General features: G+C 34.0%; 4 protein-coding genes. 2 read left to right on the top strand and 2 right to left on the bottom strand.

Translation table 11 applies throughout. The features are described 5' to 3' along the window. Positions 1-266: 266 nt before the first annotated feature. The gene (locus G4P69_RS36540; RefSeq protein WP_208354751.1) at positions 267-407 is read left to right on the top strand and encodes a hypothetical protein; all 141 of its coding nucleotides are present in this window, start codon (positions 267-269) and stop codon (positions 405-407) included. Positions 408-686: 279 nt separating this feature from the next. Here the strand turns inward: G4P69_RS36540 and G4P69_RS36535 are convergent, their stop codons facing one another. Beyond that, positions 687-977, bottom strand: a complete 291-nt coding sequence (locus G4P69_RS36535) for a hypothetical protein (protein WP_208354750.1) — start codon at positions 975-977, stop codon at positions 687-689. Positions 978-1,683: 706 nt separating this feature from the next. On the opposite strand from G4P69_RS36535, the gene G4P69_RS36530 reads away from it, so the two are divergent. Beyond that, on the top strand, positions 1,684-2,040 hold the full coding sequence (locus G4P69_RS36530) for a transposase family protein (protein WP_208354749.1): 357 nt from the start codon (positions 1,684-1,686) through the stop codon (positions 2,038-2,040). Here G4P69_RS36530 and G4P69_RS36525 read toward each other — a convergent pair. Then, a complete protein-coding gene (locus G4P69_RS36525; RefSeq protein ID WP_243903171.1) occupies positions 1,948-3,027 on the bottom strand; it encodes an NB-ARC domain-containing protein in 1,080 nt (359 codons plus the stop codon). The two genes, G4P69_RS36530 and G4P69_RS36525, sit on opposite strands and share 93 nt — an antisense overlap. Positions 3,028-3,169 lie beyond the last annotated feature (142 nt).

Genomic DNA, 3,169 nt, shown 5'->3' with positions numbered 1-3,169 from the left:
AAAATAGAAAAGCACCATTTTTTTTATCCGGAAAAAATGGTGCTTATTTGTTATTTGATAATTTTTTTTTACATTTTTTATAAGAAATATCATATTTTTTTATAAATTTTTCTTTTAGAAAATTCTAAATTTTATAGTTTTAAACTAGAGATGAATCTGGAATTTTATGCTATGGTATGAGTTAATAAATTCCATATTCGCATCATTTGTAAATTGAGTTATGAATCGATAGGCTACTCTTTTTTTAGGACAAGCACATCAACACGATGTCTCGCAATACTGTGCTGGTTTTGCTAAAAACTCAACTTGAAGGTAGGTTGAGTCAAGGAACGAAACTCAACATTTATGGAGATTTTTTGAGTTTAGCTAACCTACAATTCTCGAAAACCTACGCAGTAGTGCTATGACTCGAAATTTTAAAAAATTATTTTTACACTAATACCCTTCGATGCAGGATAATTGTAAATTCTGTTTTTTAGTTCAACTATTACGCATACTCAATAATTAACGACAAAAAAGAAACTTTTATGACTCATGTACAGGTTAGTATATAGGACTCTTGTTTGATTTTTAGGAAGCTAGAGATCAACCATTCACAAAATAAGAAAAATCTGAGTATCTTATTTTGATACTCAGATTTAAATGCTCTTTCACTTTTTCAAAGTACTCTATCGAGTAGCGGATTGTTAAATAGAAACTACAGCTTGTATTTCCTCTATAGGTGACAATCTACTCAAGATCGATTTCACTGTTGTGTATACTGGACTTGAAGTAGATGTGTTAGTTTGATCATTTTTAAAAGTGACAGTTTGAACTGTACTTATACCGTCCAGATTTGTAATAGTTGTAGTTCCAGTCCCAGTCCCATCACTATTAATTAATAATTTTGAGGATGCACTGATTCCTCCTGAAACATAAGCTATATCCTCATCACAAAGTTCTTTAAACAGAACCCCCATTCTATTCATGTTACTCATTGTTTTACTCCTGAAAATTTTAAACTATATATTGGTATTTTGCAACGAATCTTTTTAACCCGTCTACGTATAAAATAGCAATTTAAAAACCAAAAATCAATACATTAAAGATAATTTATTGTTATGATTTAATCTGGAAATTTTTTCCATGTTGTCAAAACAATAAACACATCTTAAATTGATTTGTAATGGTGATATGTTTTACTTATAAAAGTATTAATAACTCAGGAATGATATCACTAGTTGAAAATACGGATTTTTCTCTTCCAATTAAGAGATATATTTTGGATATCATTGTTATCATAATCAAGTATCAAATGACCACCTATGAAATGATTACTACCTACCTCCTTGTCAGAGAATTTTAAAGAAAAATTGTTCGCTCAAAGTAGAGGAATCTTAAGACTTACCTTGAACTAAAACAAAAAAATAAATTGTTGTACTTTAGCACCGATAAAGTGCTTAAAGTGCTAAAATAATATTCAATAGCTAATAATTTTCAAATTTTCAAAAAAAGATAAGCAAACCTTTCTACTCCCATAAACGTATCTAAAAACTTTCACTTAAGGCTTATTAGTGTTGCAGACAACCAGGGCTTAAAAAGTAGTATAGCTTGATATATTAACTACAACCCTGGAGATGAAAATACTAAGTGTTCAAGTCGCTAATTTGTTACGTATTGATAGTGCCTAATAACTTTTTTACAATGGATTCTTGCTTAACAAACTTATTGAATTTACCTGATGTAGTCGTAGAGTCTCAGAATAATCTGAATGATGCAGTACTATTGCAGTTAAGTATTTCTGCTAAGGGAATTAAGTGCCAATATTGCTACACATACACGGAAGAACTACATCAAACACGACCAATTCTTGTCAAAGACTTGCCATATTGTGGTCAAGACGTTTATCTCAAGTTACCGCGTCGCCAATTTTACTGTAAAGTTTGCCAGCGCTACATTACAGAACGTTTAGAGTTTATTGATTGGCGTAGAAAGTATACTCAAAGATATGAGGAGCGCATTTACACCCAAGTGAAGTGTTCTAATGTTATTGCTGAATAAATCGTAGACTGTACCACCTACCATCTTTAATGCTAAAGGGTTGCCGGAGTAACGCTCTACTAATTCGTGCAACTGAGCGTCTGAACACGAAAATCCCTTATCTTTTAGCATTGATTTAGCTTCTTCTAAATTCAATCCTCTAAGCTGTAATGTCTTCACTGGAAGATTTTTTCCCTCAAGGAATGCTACTTGCTTAGGCTTTTCTCGGCTGGTTAACAGCAAACAACTGTCATGCCGAGCTTCTGCTACTTTTTTAAAGAAATAGCCGTATTTTTCATAGCTTTCTCTGTATTCTCCTGCTCTTTCGTAATCTTTACCTTCGCCGCTGCGTAGCACAGCTTCGACTTTATCTAGAATGACTAAACAACGATGTTTTTTTAAAAGGTCAATCACACGTAGTATTTTGCTGTTCTCGTTGTCTAGTAAATCAGGTTCGCTATCTTTAGGTAGGAACTGTAGTAGCTGTGTGAGAATTTCGTTTAGAGGAGGCGCGTTATTCAGCGATCGCCAAAATAAGTAATCAAAATTTGGCTGTATTTTTTTAGCAACCTTTGCTGCTAAGACTGTTTTGCCAATCCCTCCTATCCCTAACACCGTCACTAACCGACAGCGATGAGAATTATCACCTATGATCCACTGCTCTAACTCGGCAATTTCCTCCACTCTCCCCCAAAAACCATCAACATCAACAGCTTCACCCCAATCCTCGTGACGAAGTGTTGTGCTAGTTGCTGCACTTGCTTGGTATTGGGCTAATAGCATTTGCTTAAGGTTATTAAGTTTTTTATTACTACTGCCCTGTATGCCAAATTTACGGTAGCTTTCTCCTAGTCTTTTTCTTACTGCTGCTTCGGAAATATCTAACGTAGAAGCTATCTCCGCACCTGAGCGGTTATTTAAAGCCATCACTAGGGTATGTAGCTCTGTTGGAGTAACACCATGACTAGTTGCTACTTCTGTGATGAAACTTTCTGGAAGCTGAGACATATTGGCGGTATTCTCCATATCAGCCTTACTCTATATGGCTTATTAGTATGTGAGATAATTCCTTATAACATGGCTAAACAGGTTAGAACAGAGTATATGTTACCTATTCCTCAGTTTGACTAGAAGTCATAATAAAGAATAG

The sequence above is a fragment of the Aetokthonos hydrillicola CCALA 1050 genome, assembly GCF_017591665.1.
Classification (GTDB): Bacteria; Cyanobacteriota; Cyanobacteriia; order Cyanobacteriales; family Nostocaceae; genus Aetokthonos; species Aetokthonos hydrillicola.
Note: the sequence above shows the minus strand (reverse complement) of the source record. Positions and strands in the feature narration are given on the sequence as shown.

Excerpts from the sequence above, each read along its gene's own strand:
- G4P69_RS36530 (WP_208354749.1), top strand. The coding sequence starts at position 1,684 with ATGGATTCTTGCTTAACAAACTTATTGAATTTACCTGATGTAGTCGTA.
- G4P69_RS36535 (WP_208354750.1), bottom strand. The coding sequence starts at position 977 with ATGAGTAACATGAATAGAATGGGGGTTCTGTTTAAAGAACTTTGTGAT.
- G4P69_RS36525 (WP_243903171.1), bottom strand. The coding sequence starts at position 3,027 with ATGTCTCAGCTTCCAGAAAGTTTCATCACAGAAGTAGCAACTAGTCAT.
- G4P69_RS36540 (WP_208354751.1), top strand. The coding sequence starts at position 267 with ATGTCTCGCAATACTGTGCTGGTTTTGCTAAAAACTCAACTTGAAGGT.